The sequence below is a fragment of the Promicromonospora xylanilytica genome (genome assembly GCF_054782895.1).
The window spans coordinates 237,055-253,838 of record NZ_BAAGRP010000001.1 but is presented as its reverse complement, the minus strand read 5'-3'; the positions used below and the strand labels follow the sequence as shown (position 1 = coordinate 253,838).

Below are 16,784 nucleotides of genomic sequence, written 5' to 3'. Positions count from 1 at the left end.
TCGTGGGCGTCAGCGGGGTCATGGCCGGTCCGATCCCGCGGCGCCGTCGGGGTCCGTGCCCGTCTCGGCGGTGTCCTGGGCCGGGGGCGCGGCCGCTCCGGGTACGTCGTCCGGCTCCAGCGGGAACGCGGCCGCCCAGAAGGTCACCCGGCGCGCCCCCGGCCCGGCGCCCGCCTCGCGGTAGCGCTCGAGCACCTCGTCGATCTCCTCGTGCATGGCCTTGAGCTGCGCGGCGTCCACGGTCACCCAGGCGTCGCCCATACCCGTCACGTCCTGCCACTCACGTGGCCAGGACTCCGCGACATCGAGCCAGTGGGCGAAGTCCGTGCTGAACAGGCGCAGGTAGTCGCGCTCCAGCCAGCCGAGCGCCGTGGCGGCGTCCTCGTCCGCGGCGAGCTCCGAGCGCTCCCAGCTGTGCGACTTCGTGGCGGCACGCCACAGACGCTGCTTGCCGGTGCCCTCGCCGGTGTCCGCGACCAGGCCGACGGACTCGAGCTTGCGCAGGTGATAGCTGGTGGCACCGGTGTTGGTGCTCAGCTCCGTCGCGAGCGAGGTCGCCGTGGCCGGGCCCCCGCGCCGCAACGCGCTGAGCAGGCGCGAGCGCAGCGGGTGGGCGAGGACCTTGACGGCCTCAGGGGTGAGCCGGAAGTTGTCCTGGGGAGTGTCCATGCGTGCACAATAAGCATGCACAGGGTGTGTGCACAATAGGTATGCACAAATGTTGTGCTCGTGCTCGTGCTCGTGCTCGTGCGCGGCCGGGAAGTTGGGGGTCGTCCGGCGTCGAACCGCAACCCGCGAGCCCGGCGGTCGGTCGTCCGGCGTCGAACCGCAAGGTGATCGTCACGGGAGCCGCCGAGACGCAACCTCCGCGTCGATCGGAGGGCTGGTGGACGTGTTCGCCTCGGTTCGGCGCGCTGGGCAATGGTCAGCTTGCGGTTCGGCGCCGACCGGTTGCGCGTTGGACGTGGACCTTGCGGTTCGGCACGATCAACGTCCCGACGCGCGACCTGGTCAGAGCAGCATGAACAGCGCCGTCCCCACGCCGGCGATCACCACGAGCACGCGGAAGACGACCGGCGACATCCTGCGTCCCAGGCGTGCTCCGACGTAGCCGCCCACCACGGAACCGGCGGCCAGCAGGCCGATCGCCGGCCAGCTCAGGTCGGCGACGACGACGAAGATGACCGTGGCCACCACGTTCGCGGCCAGCACGGCCAGGGTCTTGAGCGCGTTCACGATCCGCACGGGAAAGTCGGTGCCGAGCCCGAGCACCGCGGCCATCATGACGCCGGACCCGGCCCCGAAGTAGCCGCCGTACGTGCCCGTGAGCACGGCGAGCAGCACGGTCGCCGGCGACATCTCGTGGCGCAGCCTCGTGGGCTCGTTCCGGGTGCGGCGCAGCCACCGGCTGATCCACGGCTGCGCGCCGACGAGCAGGCAGGAGAGCAGGATCAGCCAGGGCACCACTGCCTCGAACACGCCGGGCGGGAGTGCCAGCAGCAGGATCGCCCCGCCGACGGATCCGATCCCGCAGGCGGCGAGCACGACCGCGACCGTGCGGGGGTGCTCGCGCAGCTCCTGGCGGTATCCGATCGCACCGCTCAGTGCTCCCGGCACGAGGCCGACCGTGTTCGACGCGTTCGCGACGACCGGCGGCAGGCCGACGGCGAGCAGCACGGGAAAGCTCAGGAGCGAGGCGACGCCGACCGTCGAGGTGAGGATCCCCGCGCCGAGCCCCGCACCGAGAACGGCGAGCTGCTCCCAGCCGGTCACGACTCCCCGTCCCGCAGGAGGGCCACGTCGCTGACCATCTCGACGTGGGCGTGCATCGCGTCGGCGGCGGCCTCCGGGTCGCCGGCCCGGATGGCGTCCGCGATGGCGCGGTGCCCGTTGAGGGAGTTACGGGGGCGGCCGGGCTGCGAGAGCGACTCGATCCTGCTCTCCCGGATCAGGCTCGAGATCTCCCGCATGGTCTGCGCCAGGAGGTCGGAGTGCGCGGCGGCGGTGACCGCCCCGTGGAACTGCTCGTCGGCCTCCACGCCACGGTCCCCGTGCGTGATGGCCTCCTCCATCGTGTCGAGTGCGGCATCGATCGCCCGGAGGTCGTCCTCGGTGCGGCGCTGCGCGGCGAGGGCGGCGATCTTGGTCTCGAGCGCGTCCCGGATGTCGATGATCTCGGGCATCCGGTCGGCGTGCGCACGGATCGCCTCGACGATGCGGCTCTCGCTGTGCTTGCCGGTCAGCACCGTGCCGTCCCCGTGCCGCACCACGACCACACCGACCACCTCGAGCGCGACGAGCGCCTGGCTCAGGGTCGCGCGGCTGACGCCGAGCCGCGAGGCGAGCTCGCGCTCGGGTGGCAGCCGGTCGCCGGCTTTCAGGCCGTTCTGCCGGATCCAGGAGGTGATCTGCTCCGCCACCTGTTCGTAGAGGCGGGTGCGGGCCAGCGGGTTCGGCAGTTCGGCGGATGCCTTGGGGGTCACCCCGTGAGAATACTTGACAGATGGCGCACTGGCCTATTGGCTAGGCCACTGATCCATCGTGCCTCGTCGGTCAAAGGTGTCCGCCACGATGGGAAGAGGAGTACTCATGGGTCCTGAGTGGATCGCGATCATCGCGCTCGTCGCGTTGTTCGTCGTCGGGACAGTCCTACCGATCAACATGGGCGCGCTCGCCTATGTCGCGGCGTGGATCGTCGGCGTGTTCGCACTGGGCATGGACGACGGCGAGGTGCTCGGCGGGATCAGCGCCAGCCTCGTGCTGACGCTCATCGGCGTCACGTATCTGTTCGCCATAGCCAAGAACAACGGCACGGTCGACCTCATCGTCGCGCAATCGATCAAGATGGTCGGTGGCCGCGTGGCCCTGATCCCCTGGATCATGTTCGCCGTCACCGCGGTACTGACAGCCATCGGCGCGGCCAGCCCGGCGGCGTGCGCCATCATCGGCCCGGTGGCGCTCGGCTTCGCCCGTCGCTACAAGATCAACCCGCTCATGATGGGCATGTTCGTGGTGCACGGCGCCCAGGGCGGCGGGTTCTCCCCGATCAGCATCTACGGCACCATCACCAACTCGATCATGGCCGACGTCGGCTACGAGGGCACCGAGATGGCCGTCTTCATCGCGTCGCTCGGGTTCAACCTGGCGATGGCCGTCATCCTGTTCCTCGCGCTCGGCGGTCGTCGCCTGATGAACGAGCGGGTCGACCCGGCCGACGCCGGCGAGCACGCCGCGGATCGCGCCGGCGACGAGCTGACCACGGGCGGCCGGCCCGCTCCCGCAGGTGGCCCGGGTGGCGTCGCCACCGTCACGCGGAGCGTCGGCGTGCGCCGCGACCACGTGCTGACGCTGCTCGCCTTCGCGGCCGTCGCGGTGACGGCACTCGCCTTCGACATGGACATCGGGTTCGTCTCCATCACGGCGGCCGTCGCCCTCGCCATGCTCTCCCCGAGCCAGAACAAGGGCGCCGTCAAGCAGATCGCATGGCCCACCGTGCTGCTGGTGGCGGGTGTGACGACCTACGCGACGGTCTTCACCGAGGCGGGCGCGCCCGAGTACATCGGCCTCTGGGCAGCGGGTCTCGGCATCGTCACCATCGGTGCCCTGGTGCTCTGCTACGTCGGCGGCGTCGTCTCGGCGTTCGCCTCCTCCACGGCCCTGCTGCCGGTCATCATCCCGATCGCGGTACCGCTCATCGCGACCGGCGGCGTCAGCGCCTGGTCCATGGCGGCGGCCCTCGCCGTCTCGTCGACGATCGTCGACGTCAGCCCCTTCTCGACGAACGGAGCCCTGATGCTCGCCAACCGCCCCGACACCATCTCGGAGCAGGCGTACTACAAGCAGATCCTCGGCTACGCGGGCATCGTCACGCTCGTGGGGCCGCTGCTGGTGTGGGCGATCCTCGTCCTGCCGGGCTGGTGAGCGCCATGACCGGACCGCTGGCCGACGTCGTCGTCGTCGACCTCTCCAGGGCCCTCGCCGGGCCGCACGCCACCATGATGCTGGGCGACCTCGGCGCCCGCGTCATCAAGGTGGAGGTGCCCGACCGGGGCGACGACACGCGGGGCTGGGGGCCGCCGTTCGTGGGCGAGGAGGGTGCGCGCGAGTCGACGTACTTCCTGTCCGCGAACCGGAACAAGGAGTCGATAGCCCTCGACCTCAAGTCCGACGAGGGCCGGGCCACCCTGCTGGCGCTCGTCGACCGTGCCGACGTGCTCGTGGAGAACTTCCGGACCGGTGTGCTCGACCGGCTCGGCCTCGGTCTCGAGAGCCTGCTCGAGCGCAACCCGCGCCTGGTGGTGCTCTCGATCACCGGGTTCGGGCACGACGGTCCGGAGGGCGGCCGCGCCGGGTACGACCAGATCGCCCAGGGCGAGGCCGGCCTGATGTCGCTGACCGGGTCCGGTCCGGACGACCCGCAGCGCGTCGGCGTGCCGATCGGCGACCTGCTCGCCGGGATCTACGGTGCGTACGGCGTGCTCGCGGCACTGCACGAGCGGCACGACACCGGCGTGGGACAGGTCGTCCGGACGTCGCTCCTGGCGGCGGTCACCGGAGTGCACGCGTTCCAGGGCACACGGTGGACCGTCGCGGGGGAGGTGGGGCACGCGCAGGGCAACCACCACCCTTCCATCGCGCCGTACGGCCTGTTCCGCTGCCGTGACGGCGCCGTCCAGATCGCCGTCGGGTCCGAGGTGCTGTGGCAGCGGTTCTGCCTGGCCTTCGGGCTCGACGCCGACGCGGAGGGCCTGCGGAGCAACGCCGAGCGGGTGGCCCACCGCGACCAGGTCGTCGAGCTGGTCGAGGCGGCCTTCGCCGACCTCGACGCCGACGTGCTGCTGAGCCGGCTCGCCGACGCCGGGATCCCGGCGGGTCGGGTGCGTACCCTCGACGAGGTGTACGCGTGGGAGCAGACGGCGAGCCAGGGCCTCCTCGTCGACGTGCAGCACACCAGCCTCGGCGCGGTGACGCTGCCCGGCCCGCCGCTGCGGTTCTTCGACCCGTCCGGCGACGAGGTCACCCGGCGCGACCACCAGGCACCCCCGGTCCTGGACGAGCACGCCACCCGGATCCGGGCCTGGCTCGACGAGCCGGTGCCGGGTGAGCCGAGAGCAGGGTCATGACCCGCCGGTGGACCGCGCGTGAGCTGCTCGACCTGGTGCTCGACCCGGGCAGCTTCGAGTCCTGGGACGAACCGGTCGACACGTCCGGGCACCCGGCCCCGTACCGAGCGGTGCTCGCCGCGGCGGCCGAGAAGGCGGGCACCGACGAGTCGGTGCTCACCGGCCGTGGCCACGTCCGCGGACGCCCCGTCGTGGTCGTCGTCAACGAGTTCCGGTTCCTCGGCGGCTCCATCGGCCGGGCCGCCGCGCGGCGCATCACCGCCGCCGTGCGGCGGGCCACCGCGGAACGGCTGCCCCTCCTCGCCACGACGGCGTCGGGCGGCACCAGGATGCAGGAAGGCACCCCCGCGTTCCTCCGCATGGTCGAGATCTCCCGCGCCGTCATGGACCACCGCGACGCCGGTCTGCCCTACCTCGTGTACCTGCGGCACCCCACCACCGGCGGCGTCTACGCGTCGTGGGGCTCGCTCGCGCACCTCACCGTGGCGGAACCCGGCGCACTCGTCGGGTTCCTCGGGCCGCGCGTCGTCGAGGCGCTGACCGGCGCAGCGCTGCCCGAAGGCGTCCAGTCCGCCGAGAACCTCGCCGCCAAGGGGGTGCTCGACGGCGTCGTCGCACCGGAGAACCTGCCGGCGCTGGTCGATCGAACGCTCGCGGTGCTGGTGGACCCGCCGTCGGCGCCGGCGCTCCCCCGCCGGCGGGGAGAGCCCTCCGGGACGACGTCGGCGTGGGACTCCGTGCTGCGGACCCGGGCCGACGGCCGGGTCGGGGTGCGGGACGTGCTCCGGTACGGCGCGTCGGGCACGGTCCGGCTCTCCGGCACGGACGAGGGCGAGCGCGACGAGTCGATGCTGGTGGCGCTCACGCGACTGGACGGGCAGCCCTGCGTGGTGGTCGGCCAGGACCGGACCCGGCAGTCCGACCGGACGCCGATGGGTCCCGCCGCGCTGCGGGTGGCGCGGCGCGCGATGGGACTCGCCGAGGAGCTGCGGCTGCCCCTGGTCGCCGTGATCGACACCCCCGGCGCCGAGCTCTCGCAGTCCGCTGAGGAAGGTGCCATCGCCGGCGAGATCGCGCGCTGCATGGCGGCGCTCACCCAGATGACCGTGCCCACGCTGTCGGTGATCCTCGGCCAGGGCTGCGGCGGCGGGGCGCTCGCGCTGCTGCCCGCGCGGACCGTGATCGCCGCGGAGCACGCCTGGCTGTCGCCGCTGCCGCCCGAGGGCGCGAGCGTCATCGTGCACGGGGACATGGTGCACGCGGCGGAGCTGGCCGAGGCGCAGCACGTGCGCGCGGTCGACCTGCTCGCCGAGGGCGCGGTGCAGCGCGTGGTCCCTGAGCACGGCGACGACACGGTGCGGGACGTGGCCGTGGCGGTCGCGGCGGAGTGCGCGGCGGTGCTGAGCACGGTACCTGGCAGATGATCGGCAGAACGTCGGGTGGTCGGAGGACGTCGAGACCTATCGGGCGGCCCTATCGCTTCTGGAGGGCCTTGCGCACCTGCTGCGCCAGGGCGAACACGAGCAGCACGGCGAAGGCTATCGACGCGACGTCGTCGGGCAGGGCGACGGACAGGCTCGCGCCGCCGAAGGAGAAGACCGACGCCACCAGCCCGATGATCGCCGCCGTGCGCAGGTGGACCAGGCGGTTGCGTGCGTTGACCCAGGTCCCGGAGACGGCGGTCGGGATCATGGCGACCAGCGACGTGCCCTTGGCCAGGGCCGGCGCGAAGTCGAACAGGGCGGACAGGCCTGGCACGGCGAGCTGTCCTCCACCGATGCCCAGCAGCCCGGACGCGATGCCCATGACCAGGCCCAGGCCCACCATCCCTGCCCCGTCGAGCAGGCTGGGGACGCCCTGTGCGCTGTCCACGGACGGCGGTTCCCCGAACGCGTCCAGCACCGACCGCACGATCCCCGCGACGAGCACCCCGACGAAGAGCCAGCGCAGCAGGGTCTCCGGGACGCGGGCGAGCAGCCGTGCTCCGACCACGGCGCCGGTCACGGCACCGACGACGAGCAGCCCCGCCGCGATCAGGTCGACGGCGTCGTGCGTCAGGTAGGGGATCGAGCCGACGATCGCCGCCGGGAGGATCGCCGCGAGCGAGTAGGCGCTGGCCCGGCGCTGCGTCAGCCCGCCGAGCGAGGTCAGGAGCGGCACCATCACGATGCCGCCGCCCAGGCCGAACAGGCCTGAGAAGGCCCCGCCGACGATCCCGACGACGGCGGCGCGGGGTGGAGTCAGGGAGTCGTCAGTCTGGTCGGTCACCCCGCGATGATCTCAGGTGCGCCGCGATGGTCCGCGCGCAGTCCTCCGGCCCGGTGCTCGTGGTGTCGACCTCCAGGTCGTAGGCGACATCCTCGTGGACCACGTCCGCCTGCTTCGCTGCCATGCCCGCCACGCGGTCGCCGCGCGCGGCCTCGCGGCGCCCGGCCTCCGCGGCGGAGCAGCGCACGCCGACCCAGAGCGTCGGCACGTCGCCGAGGGCGTCCAGCCAGCGCTGCTGGGACCGGGCGCCACCGAGGAAGACGTCGTCAACCACCAGGTGCGCACCCGCGCGGGCCATGGCGACGAGCCCGGTGATCCAGGCGTCCTGCAGCGCCATGAACTCCTCGCCGACGTCGACGCCGCCGTCGTCCGCGAACCCGATGCCGTCGCCGCCGGACGTCAGGCGGGTCGGCATCGCGTCCACGAGGGTGTCGATGCTGAGCGACAGCCACGCGTCCGGGAGACCGGCCTGGAGGCTGCGCGCTATCGCGGACTTCCCGGAGCTCGATCCGCCGTTGAGAACGATGACCTGGGTGTTCATGCGAGAACGGTACGAGTGTGGGTGGCGGGCGCTACAGTGAATTCCAAGGTTGAGTGGAATAGACTCAACTTTGACCCCGTTTCATCTCGTACAGACTTCAGCATCCCTGGGAGGCCTCATGGACACCAAGTTCACGACCATGTCGCAGCAGGCGATCGGCGACGCCATCCAGTCGGCGTCGGCGGCCGGCAACCCGCAGCTCGAGCCGGTCCACCTGCTCGCCTCGCTGCTCCAGCAGGAGCGCGGCGTGGCCACGGGCCTGCTCGACGCGGTCGGTGCGAACGCGCAGGCGATCGGCCAGCAGGTGCGCGCGGCTCTGATCGCGCTGCCCCAGGCCAGCGGGGCGAGCACCGCCCAGCCGAGCGCGAGCCGGGCGATGGCGACGGTCCTGGACCTGGCGGCGAAGGAGGCGCAGGGGCTGGGCGACGAGTACGTCTCCACGGAGCACCTGCTCATCGCGATAGCGGCCGGCCAGTCCGCAGCGGCTCGCACCCTGTCCGACGCCGGGGCGACCGCCGACGCCCTGCGTGCGGCGCTGCCCGCCGTCCGGGGATCCGGCCGGGTCACCAGCCCCAACCCCGAAGGCACGTACAAGGCACTGGAGCAGTACGGCACCGACCTGACGCAGCGTGCCAGGGACGGCAAGCTGGACCCGGTGATCGGTCGCGACTCCGAGATCCGCCGCGTGATCCAGGTGCTGAGCCGCCGCACCAAGAACAACCCCGTGCTCATCGGTGAGCCCGGCGTCGGCAAGACCGCCGTCGTCGAGGGGCTGGCCCAGCGGGTCGTCGCGGGCGACGTGCCGGAGTCCCTGAAGGACAAGCGGCTGGTCGCGCTGGACCTGGCCTCGATGGTGGCGGGAGCGAAGTACCGCGGTGAGTTCGAGGAGCGCCTCAAGGCGGTCCTCGAGGAGATCACCGCGTCGGACGGCGAGGTGGTCACCTTCATCGACGAGCTGCACACCGTGGTCGGTGCGGGGGCCGGCGGTGAGGGCGCGATGGACGCGGGCAACATGCTCAAGCCGATGCTCGCGCGCGGCGAGCTGCGCATGGTGGGCGCGACCACGCTCGACGAGTACCGGGAGCACATCGAGAAGGACCCCGCCCTGGAACGCCGCTTCCAGCAGGTCTTCGTGGGCGAGCCGTCGGTCGAGGACACGGTCGCGATCCTGCGCGGGCTCAAGGAACGCTACGAGGCGCACCACAAGGTGACCATCGCCGACTCGGCGCTCGTCGCCGCCGCCTCGCTCTCCGACCGGTACATCTCCGGACGGCAGCTCCCCGACAAGGCGATCGACCTGGTCGACGAGGCCGCGTCCCGGCTGCGCATGGAGCTCGACTCCTCCCCCGTGGAGATCGACGAGCTGCAGCGCGCCGTCACTCGCCTGGAGATGGAAGAGGTGGTGCTCTCCGAGTCGGAGGACGCCGCCTCCGAGGAGCGCCTGCAGCGTCTCCGGGCCGACCTCGCGGACCGTCGCGAGGCGCTCGCCGCACTCACCGCACGCTGGGAGTCCGAGAAGGCGGGGCACAACCGCGTCGGTGACCTGCGAGCGCGCCTCGACGAGCTGCGGACCGACGCCGAGCGCAAGCTGCGCGAGGGCGACCTCGAGGGTGCCGCACGCATCCGGTACGGCGACATCCCTGTGGTCGAGAAGGAGCTCGTCGCGGCAGAGGAGGCGGAGGCGACGAGCCAGGGCTCGGCGGGTTCGACCGCCGGCGACCCGCTCGTCGCACCGGCAGAGACCGCGCCGATGATCGCCGACAAGGTGGGCGCGGACGAGATCGCCGAGGTGGTCGCGGCCTGGACCGGCATCCCGGCGGGGCGCATGCTGCAGGGCGAGTCGGAGAAGCTCCTGCACATGGAGGAGGTCCTCGGCGCGCGCCTCATCGGGCAGCGGACCGCGGTGGCCGCGGTGTCCGACGCCGTGCGCCGCACCAGGGCCGGCGTCTCGGACCCGGACCGGCCCACCGGCTCCTTCCTGTTCCTCGGCCCCACCGGCGTGGGCAAGACGGAGCTCGCCAAGGCGCTCGCCGACTTCCTGTTCGACGACGAGCGCGCCATGGTGCGCATCGACATGTCCGAGTACGGCGAGAAGCACTCCGTCGCCCGGCTCGTGGGCGCGCCTCCGGGCTACGTCGGGTACGAGGAGGGCGGTCAGCTCACGGAGGCGGTCCGGCGGCGGCCCTACTCGGTGGTGCTGCTGGACGAGGTGGAGAAGGCGCACCCCGAGGTCTTCGACGTGCTGCTCCAGGTGCTCGACGACGGCCGCCTCACCGACGGCCAGGGCCGCACCGTCGACTTCCGCAACACGATCCTCGTCCTGACGTCGAACCTCGGCTCGCAGTTCCTCGTGGAACCGATGCTGTCGGACGAGGAGCGGCGCGAGTCCGTGATGACGGCCGTGCGGGCGTCGTTCAAGCCCGAGTTCCTCAACCGGCTCGATGACGTGGTCGTCTTCGACGCGCTGACTCTGGCCGAGCTCGGCAGCATCGTCGAGCTGCAGGTCGGCGCCTTCGCGAAGCGGCTGGAGGACCGGCGCATCACCCTCGATGTCACGGAGGCAGCCCGGGAGTGGCTCGCGCTGGAGGGTTTCGACCCGGCGTACGGCGCCCGTCCGCTGCGTCGTCTGGTGCAGCGCGAGATCGGCGACCGCCTGGCGCGGCTGCTGCTCGCCGGTGAGGTGTCCGACGGCGACACCGTGGTCGTGGACAGGGCGGACGGCGGCGACGGCCTGGCTCTCGACCGCAAGGCGCTGACCGTGTGATCGAGCGGTCTGCGTGTACGTCGATCGGCGTACACGGGATTACGCAGATCGGTCGATGTGGAGCATGGCATCCGCCTGCGATCCTGGGGGCACGAGGGAACGACCGTGCGATCGGTTCCGGCGAGTGACCGCCGGACACCGCCGTGTGATGGTGTTGTGAAGGTGAGAGCCCGACCGCCCAGAACCAGAAATCTCGCGCGTCCCTCTGTGTGTGCGGGGTGAGACCGTGCGCGGTGTGCCGCGCACGGTCCCCGCACGGTCAAGGCGCGCGGGGGGCGAGCCGACGGGGGCCACCGGAAGGGCAGACGGTCAGGGAGGGCCTGATGCTGCGGTTCCACTTCACTTCGGATGATCTAGCCCGGGTCCGGATCGCTCCGGGCCCGGACCCTCTGTGGGAGGTGCTGCTCAGCGCCCACGTGGTGAACCAGCGTCCGGGCAGCATGCTGTTCGGGCCGTGGCGGCAGCGGGTGCTGTCCGGGATGGGGCCCGCAGCCCGGATGCTGCTGCGGCTGACGCCACCGCGCGGGTACTCGCCGGACTTCCTCACGCCGGTGACGGGCACCGACGACTTCGAGTCCGGGCTCGACGCGGTGCTGTCCACCCCGCGGAAGCGGCTGAGCAACGACATCGCGCTGCTGGCGCGCGGGCACAAGCCGCAGCTCTGGATGCGCGACCTCGCCGACGGTTCCGCACCGGCGGTGCGCGGGCTCGGCGTCGCTCTGCGCGCCTACTACGAGCACGCGGTGGCGCCGTACTGGAGCGGCATCCGCGCCGCGGTCGACGTCGACCGCGCGACCCGGACCCGTGCGTGGATGGAGGGCGGCACGGAGCTGGCGCTCCGCACCCTGCACCCTTCGATCCGGTGGCAGCACCCGGTCCTCACGGTCGCGACCGTCGCCGAACGGGACGTGCACCTCGCCGGGCGTGGCCTGCTGATCATCCCGTCGTACTTCTGCGTGCGGGTCCCGATCACCCTGGCGGACGCCGAGCTGCCGCCCGTGCTGATCTACCCGATCGTGCGCGAACCCGTAGGGCCCGAGCGCAGCGTGGAGTCCCGGCTCGACGGCGGACGTCAGCTCACCGCACTCCTCGGCCGCACCAGGGCCGCGGTGCTGCGCGTGCTCGGCACCGGGGCCACGACCAGCGAGATCGCGCACCGGCTGGCGATCTCACCCGCGTCGGCGTCGGAGCACGCGACGGTGCTGCGCAACGCGGGCCTCATCACCAGCGGGCGTGAACGCAACACCGTGATCCACGCCCTGACCCCGCTGGGTCAGACTCTGCTCGAGGGCTGCGCCGGACGGACACCGGCGACTGTGCCGGTCACTGCAGCAGATCCTGCGTGATCGGCTCGGCGGTGGTCGCGAGGCACAGGCCGACCCGGTCACCGTCGTCCCACGACTCCGCGCTGGGACCCCAGACCACATAGCTCACGGAGTCGGCGAGAGGGCTCGTCCGCGCGATAGGGCCGAGCTGCTTGGTGCCGCACACCTGGGCCACCCGCTTGTCGACCTCGTCCCGACCCGGCCAGACGGCGGCGTCGGCGAAGTCGGTGCGGCCCACCACCTGGGCGGTGTGCGAGGCGTCGCAAGGAACGGCGAGCACCTGGGAGACCTCGCCGTCCTCGGGGATCGACTCGACGCACGACCCGAGCACCAGCTGCAGCGGGTGCACCTCCCGGGGTTCCGCGATCATCGCCTCGATGGGTTCCCACTGCTGCTTGCTCACCACGTTCGCGATGATGGTGACGACGACCACCACGGCGACGACAGCCGCGGCCGCGCCGCCGATCAAGGTGATCCGGCGACGCTTGGCGGTCTCCTCAGCCGGCGTCGGCGGGTGCCAGCCGGCGTAGGAGGCCTCGGGGGCGTAGCCGTGCACGGCTGGGAATGTCTGCGCGGAGCTGTTGCGGGCCGCGGGGAACGGCGACGGCGGTTGCTGCGGCCCGGAGCCCTGTCCCGGCGGGTGGGGCTGGTACTGCGGCGCCGTTCCGGGGGAGGGGAACGGGCTGGGCGGAGCGGCAGGGACCGGGGCGAACGCGGCGGGCGGCGCGAAGAGCTCCGCCTGCTCGGCGCGCGACTCGTCGGCCGCGGGCTCCGCCGCGGCGTCCTCCGCTCCGGGTGCCCCGGCGGGCGCCGCGGCGGCCGTGTCCTCGGCAGGGGCCTGGCCCTCGGCCTCGTGGTCCTTGGCGGCTTCGTGGTCCTCGGCGGCTTCCGCCTCGCCGGTCTCTGTCTTGCTGGTCTCTGTCTTGCCGGTCTCTGTCTTGCTGGCTTCTGCCTCGCCGGCTTCGGCCTCGCCTGCGACCGTGCGGGGCCCGAGCGCCTTCTTGTGCGCCGCCGTGATGGCGGCGAACGAGAGCGCCTTGAAGTCGAGCGGCTCGTCGCTGCCGGGTGCCTTGCCGGCGCTGGTGCTGGGCGCGTCGCTGGTGCTGGTTGCGTCGCCGGTGCCGGATTCTTCCGCTTCGCTGGTGCCGTCCGCCGCGGACGCCTCAGCGGCCGGTGACGGGGTCGCGGGCTTCGCGTCCTGGGCGGGTGGAGCCGGCTCGGCGGGTGCGGGCGGCTGCGCTGCCGGCGGCACGATGCTGATCTCTTCCGTCGGTGCCGCGGAGGGCTTCGGCCGGTTCGGCACTTCCGGAGCGGCCGGTGGCGTCGGGGACTCGACTGCCGCCTCCGCGTTCGCGGGCGCCTCCTCGTCCGGCGCGGCGGGCGCCCCGGGTGCGGGCGTCGTGGCTTCGGCGGGCGCCGCTGCCTCGGCGGGCGTTGCGTCCGGCGTCGCCGCCGTGGTGGTCGGCTCGACGGCCGCGTCGACAGGTTCCACCTGCGTGGTTGCCGTGACGGGCTCGCTCTGCGCGACCGGCTCGGCTTCCGCGGCGGTCCCTGCGGTGGGTGCGACGGCGTCCGGCTCCGGGCCGGCCTGCGGTGCGGGCTCCGGGGAGCCTGGTGTGGCGCCCGCCGTCGGCTCCTCAGCAGCCTCCACAGCAGCGTCCTCAGCCGTCGCCTCGTCGGCTGCCGCGGCCTCCGCCTCAGCGGCTCCTGCGGTGTCCGGGGGGGCGTCGTCGTTCGGCGGCACGCTTCCGCCGTCCGGACCGTCGTCCGGACCGCCGTCCGGCCGCTCGGGCTCCTCCGCGCCGGAGGCGGACTCGCCGCCTGCCTCGGCCGTGTCGGGTGCGGTGCCCGGCTCCGCCTCGACCGCGGACGCCGTCTCGACAGGATCCGTGGCGGGGACCATGTCGACTTCGGTGGCGGCCGGGGACTGGTCGGGCGTCGACGTCATGCAGGTTAACTTACCGACATTCGGCAACGACCCTGGCACCGGGACGACACCGATGACCAGTGGGCTCCATTTATGGACAATTTCACCCGCTGATTTCCCCATCATGGGTGGAACCTCAAGGCGCCCTGACCCGTACAGCGAGGTGTCAGTCGGTCAGGTCGACGATTACGGGCACGTGGTCCGAGGCGCCCTTTCCCTTGCGCTCGTCCCGGTCGATGACGGCCCCGGACGCCCGGCCGGCGAGCGCGGGCGACGCCCAGCAGAAGTCGATCCGCAGCCCCTTGTTCCGGGGGAAGGCGAGCTGCTGATAGTCCCAGTAGGTGTAGGTGTGCTCCGCGGGGAGGAACTTCCGTGTCAGCTCGGTGTACCCGGCGTCACCGAATGCGTCGAACGCGGCCCGCTCCGGCGGGGACACGTGGGTCTTGCCCTCGAACGCCGTGGCGTCGTACACGTCGGTGTCGAGCGGGATCACGTTCCAGTCGCCCATGAGCGCGACGGCGTCCCCCTGGCTCGCCCAGGTCTGTGCCGAGGCACGCAGGGCCTCCAGCCAGGCGAGCTTGTACGTGTAGTGGGGGTCGCCGAGCGCGCGGCCATGGGGTACGTACAGGCTCCACACCCGGACGCCGCCGCAGGTCGCGCCGATCGCCCGCGCCTCGATCGGCGGCACGACGTCGAGCAGCGGGTCCTGGTCGTCCTCGATGACCGCCTTCGCGAACCCCGGCTGTCCCGGGAACTGGGTGGTGACGTCGGCCAGGCCGACCCTCGACACGATCGCCACACCGTTCCACTGCGAGAGCCCGAAGTGCGCCACCTCGTACCCGGCGGCCTCGAACGCGGCCGCAGGGAACTGGTCGTCCCGGCACTTGGTCTCCTGGACCGCCAGCACGTCGGCGTCGGACCGGTCGAGAAAGGCGAGCACGCGGTCGACCCGCGTGCGGATGGAGTTGACGTTCCAGGTGACGAGGCGCACGTGGTCAGCGTACGTGGGGCAACAGGATGTCCGACTGTCCGCTGCCACATCCCCGACTTCGGTCCCTTGCACGGCACAGAGAATGACTTCGGTCGCTTGCTCTGAGATCGGTCAATCAAACGACCGATCTCAGAGCAACCGACCGAAGTCAGAACGGCCGCCGTGCAAGCGACCGAAGTCAGAACCGCTGCCGTGCAACCGACCGAAGTCAGAACGGCCGCCGTGCAAGTGGCCGGCGCCAGGAAGGCGCAGCTGTGATTCCCGCCGCACTTCTCGGGCCCTGGCAACCGTGAGGTTCACCCCGACTACCCTTGCTTCGTGCAGATCCTCACCAGGCGCCGCGCCGCCGGCACCGTCGCCGTACTGACCTCCGTGGCGCTCCTCGGGGCGTGCACCGCCGGCAGCTCCTCCGGTGAGGAGAACGGCGCGCGGACCGACGTCGTCGTCGGCCTGACCGGGGAACCGACCAACCTCGACTTCACGACCACGTCCGGCTCGGCCATCCCGCAGCTGCTGATGAACAACGTGTACGAGGGCCTCGTGACCATCGACCAGGAAGGCGACGTCCAGCCCCAGCTCGCCAGGTCCTGGGAGGTCAACGGCGACCGCACCGTCTACACCTTCACGCTGCACGACGGCGTCACGTTCTCCGACGGCACACGGTTCACCGCGGACGACGTCGTGGCCTCGATCGACCGGGTCAAGGAGGACTGGACGCTGAGCCTCAAGTCCAAGATGGACGTGGTGGAGCGCGCCGAGGCGAAGAGCGACACCGAGGTCGCGGTGACCCTGGAGCGCCCGAGCAACGCGTGGCTGTTCGACATGGGCACGTCCGTCGGCGCCATGTTCCCCGACGACCTGTCCGCCGACCTGGCCACCGAGGCCGTCGGCACCGGCCCCTACACGGTCGAGGAGGTCGCGACCGGTGAGCACATCACGCTCGCCGCCCGTGACGACTACTGGGGCGATCCGCCCGCGATCACCGACGTCACCGTGCGCTACTTCGCGGACGCCAACGCCCAGGCCAACGCCGTCCGCGCCGGCGACATCGACATGGCGTACAACCTGCAGACCCCCGACCTGCTGGCCGGGCTCGAGCAGGACGAGGACCTGCAGGTCATCGACGGCACGTCGACCGGCGAGGTCCTGCTCGCACTGAACAACGCCGAGCCGCCCTTCGACGACCTCAGGGTCCGCCGTGCCGTCATGCACGCGATCGACCGGCAGGCCGTGCTCGACACGGCGTGGGCGGGCCACGGCCAGCTCATCGGCTCGATGGTGCCGCCCACCGACCCGTACTACCAGGACCTGACCGGCGCCTACCCCTACGACCCCGACCAGGCCAGGGAGCTGCTGAAGGAGGCAGGCGCCGAGGACCTCAGCATCACGTTCGACGTCCCGACCCGCCCCTACGCCGAGGCCGTGGCCCAGGTCGTCGTGTCCCAGCTCCAGGACGTCGGCATCGACGCGACCATCGTGCCCGCGGAGTTTCCCGCCGTCTGGCTCGACAAGGTGTTCACCAAGCACGACTACCAGATGTCCGTGATCCTCCACACCGAGGCCAGGGACCTGCTGACGATCTTCGGCGACCCCGACTACTACATCGGCTACGACAACCCGGAGCTCGCCCAGCTCGCCGAGGAGGCGGACCGGGGCAGCCCCGACACGTACGTCGCGGGCATGCAGCAGGTCGCAAGGATGATCGTCGACGACGCGGCGAGCGACCCGCTGTTCCTGTTCCCCAACACGGTGGTGGCGGACGCCCGCCTGACGGGCATCGCCGCGAACGCCACCACGGAGTCCATGGACCTCACCGGCCTGCGCTGGTCGGACGGCTGACGCGGC

Annotated in this window: 13 protein-coding genes; 6 read left to right on the top strand and 7 right to left on the bottom strand. The window is 71.9% G+C overall.

Annotated features, from left to right (window positions below; translation table 11 throughout):
- Positions 1–18 precede the first annotated feature (18 nt).
- From ACYVK7_RS01125 to ACYVK7_RS01115, 3 genes are all read right to left on the bottom strand, one after another.
- On the bottom strand, positions 19–669 hold the full coding sequence (locus ACYVK7_RS01125) for an ArsR/SmtB family transcription factor (RefSeq protein ID WP_460885832.1): 651 nt from the start codon (positions 667–669) through the stop codon (positions 19–21).
- A gap of 342 nt (positions 670–1,011) precedes the next feature.
- Entirely contained in the window at positions 1,012–1,773 is a 762-nt protein-coding gene (locus ACYVK7_RS01120; RefSeq protein ID WP_460885831.1) for a sulfite exporter TauE/SafE family protein, read from the bottom strand.
- Positions 1,770–2,483 (bottom strand): FadR/GntR family transcriptional regulator, encoded by a 714-nt coding sequence (locus tag ACYVK7_RS01115; protein WP_460885830.1) that lies wholly within the window; start codon positions 2,481–2,483, stop codon positions 1,770–1,772. Before ACYVK7_RS01115 ends, ACYVK7_RS01120 begins: the two co-directional genes overlap by 4 nt.
- Before the next feature lie 106 nt (positions 2,484–2,589).
- Between ACYVK7_RS01115 and ACYVK7_RS01110 the strand changes: the two genes are divergently transcribed.
- Genes ACYVK7_RS01110 through ACYVK7_RS01100 form a run of 3 tightly spaced genes read left to right on the top strand, consistent with a single transcriptional unit; the run spans position 2,590 to position 6,547 of the window.
- Positions 2,590–3,921 carry an SLC13 family permease gene (locus ACYVK7_RS01110; RefSeq protein WP_460885829.1) on the top strand — a complete coding sequence of 444 codons (1,332 nt, stop codon included), beginning with the start codon at positions 2,590–2,592 and terminating at the stop codon, positions 3,919–3,921.
- A gap of 5 nt (positions 3,922–3,926) precedes the next feature.
- Positions 3,927–5,123, top strand: a complete 1,197-nt coding sequence (locus tag ACYVK7_RS01105; RefSeq protein WP_460885828.1) for a CaiB/BaiF CoA transferase family protein — start codon at positions 3,927–3,929, stop codon at positions 5,121–5,123.
- Positions 5,120–6,547: a carboxyl transferase domain-containing protein gene (locus ACYVK7_RS01100; protein ID WP_460885827.1), complete on the top strand. Its 1,428-nt coding sequence runs from the start codon at positions 5,120–5,122 to the stop codon at positions 6,545–6,547. The genes ACYVK7_RS01105 and ACYVK7_RS01100 overlap by 4 nt, the downstream gene beginning before the upstream one ends.
- A gap of 49 nt (positions 6,548–6,596) precedes the next feature.
- Here the strand turns inward: ACYVK7_RS01100 and ACYVK7_RS01095 are convergent, their stop codons facing one another.
- Together ACYVK7_RS01095 and cpt are read right to left on the bottom strand one after the other, a co-directional pair.
- The gene (locus ACYVK7_RS01095; RefSeq protein ID WP_460885826.1) at positions 6,597–7,391 is read right to left on the bottom strand and encodes a sulfite exporter TauE/SafE family protein; all 795 of its coding nucleotides are present in this window, start codon (positions 7,389–7,391) and stop codon (positions 6,597–6,599) included.
- Positions 7,375–7,932 (bottom strand): chloramphenicol phosphotransferase CPT, encoded by a 558-nt coding sequence (gene cpt / locus ACYVK7_RS01090; protein ID WP_460885825.1) that lies wholly within the window; start codon positions 7,930–7,932, stop codon positions 7,375–7,377. Before cpt ends, ACYVK7_RS01095 begins: the two co-directional genes overlap by 17 nt.
- Positions 7,933–8,050: 118 nt before the next feature.
- Here cpt and clpB point away from each other — a divergent pair, with 118 nt between their 5' ends.
- Together clpB and ACYVK7_RS01080 are read left to right on the top strand one after the other, a co-directional pair.
- Positions 8,051–10,696, top strand: a complete 2,646-nt coding sequence (gene clpB / locus ACYVK7_RS01085; protein WP_460885824.1) for an ATP-dependent chaperone ClpB — start codon at positions 8,051–8,053, stop codon at positions 10,694–10,696.
- A gap of 323 nt (positions 10,697–11,019) precedes the next feature.
- On the top strand, positions 11,020–12,042 hold the full coding sequence (locus ACYVK7_RS01080; protein WP_460885823.1) for an ArsR/SmtB family transcription factor: 1,023 nt from the start codon (positions 11,020–11,022) through the stop codon (positions 12,040–12,042).
- Here ACYVK7_RS01080 and ACYVK7_RS01075 read toward each other — a convergent pair.
- Together ACYVK7_RS01075 and ACYVK7_RS01070 are read right to left on the bottom strand one after the other, a co-directional pair.
- Positions 12,020–13,969, bottom strand: a complete 1,950-nt coding sequence (locus ACYVK7_RS01075; RefSeq protein ID WP_460885822.1) for a septum formation family protein — start codon at positions 13,967–13,969, stop codon at positions 12,020–12,022. The genes ACYVK7_RS01080 and ACYVK7_RS01075 overlap by 23 nt on opposite strands.
- A gap of 145 nt (positions 13,970–14,114) precedes the next feature.
- On the bottom strand, positions 14,115–14,939 hold the full coding sequence (locus ACYVK7_RS01070) for an exodeoxyribonuclease III (protein WP_460885821.1): 825 nt from the start codon (positions 14,937–14,939) through the stop codon (positions 14,115–14,117).
- A 318-nt stretch (positions 14,940–15,257) separates the two neighbouring features.
- Here ACYVK7_RS01070 and ACYVK7_RS01065 point away from each other — a divergent pair, with 318 nt between their 5' ends.
- Positions 15,258–16,778, top strand: a complete 1,521-nt coding sequence (locus ACYVK7_RS01065) for an ABC transporter substrate-binding protein (protein ID WP_460885820.1) — start codon at positions 15,258–15,260, stop codon at positions 16,776–16,778.
- Positions 16,779–16,784: the final 6 nt, after the last annotated feature.